The organism is Bifidobacterium scaligerum (assembly GCF_002802865.1).
GTDB lineage: Bacteria > Actinomycetota > Actinomycetes > Actinomycetales > Bifidobacteriaceae > Bifidobacterium > Bifidobacterium scaligerum.
In genome coordinates this window covers 1-1142 of record NZ_PGLQ01000019.1, presented here as the reverse complement: position 1 = coordinate 1142, position 1142 = coordinate 1, and the positions used below count along the sequence as shown (strand labels likewise).

Here is a 1142-nt window from a genome sequence, read left to right as displayed (position 1 = left end):
GCGACCTGCTCCTCGTACGCGGTCAAAGCCGTGTCGATCACATTGTGCATGTCGTAGTACTTGTACGTGCCCAGACGACCACCGAACACGACCTTCGGCTCGGCCGCGGCCTTCTCGGCGTACCTCGCGTACAACGCCTTGTCCTCGTCCGTGTTGATCGGATAGTACGGCTCGTCGCCACGCTCGGCGAAACGGCTGTACTCCTCCCACACCACGGTCCTGGAATGGTTCTGCGAATCGTAGCGCTCCGGGTTGAAGTTCTTGAACTCGATCGCGCGCGTGTACGGCACGTCCGCGTCGGAATAGTTCATCACCGGGCAGCCGAAATGATCGTCCTCGTCGTAGCGGACCTCCTTGAAGTCCACCGTGCGCCACTTCAGGTCGCCCAGCTCGTAGTCGAAGTAACGGTCCACCGGGCCCGTGTACACGACCGGCACGCCCGCGGCCAGCAGCGCCTTCCTGTTGTACGGCTGCGACTCGTCGAAGAAGTCCACGCCCAGCCCGACCGTGATGCGCGGATCGTCGATCATGCGCTCCATCCACGCGGTGTAGCCGTCCTTCGGCAGACCCTCCCACGTGTCCTTGAAATAGCGGTTGTCGTAGTTGAAGCGCACCGGCAGGCGCTTGATGATGTCCGCCGGCAGGTCGGCCGGGTCCGTCTGCCACTGCTTGCCCGTGTAGTTCTTGATGAACGCCTCGTACAGCGGGCGGCCGATCAGCTGGATGCCCTTGTCGTTCAGGTTGGCCGGATCCGTGCCGGCCAGCTCGCCCGCCTGCTCGGCGATGAGCTCCTTCGCCTCGTCCGGCGTGTAGGACGCGCCGAAGAACTGGTTGATCGTGCCCAGGTTGATCGGCAGCGGGTAGACCACGCCGTCGTGCGTCGCGTACACGCGGTGCACGTAGCCCGTGAACTCGGTGAAACGGTTCACGTACTCCCACACGCGCCGGTTGGACGTGTGGAACAGGTGCGCGCCGTACTTGTGGATCTCCGCGCCCGTCTCCTCGTCGAAATACGAGTACGCGTTGCCACCGATATGGTCGCGGATATCGATGATATGCACGCGCGCGCCCGCATGCTCCACCGCCTGCTGCGCCACCGTCAAACCAAACAGACCCGCACCAACAACCACCAAATCAGGGTA

At 63.2% G+C, this 1142-nt stretch carries 1 protein-coding gene; it reads right to left on the bottom strand.

The features are described 5' to 3' along the window. Window positions 1-1142, bottom strand: a 1142-nt coding sequence (glf, locus tag CUU80_RS10595) for a UDP-galactopyranose mutase (protein WP_100497303.1), incomplete at both ends; no start/stop codon positions are given.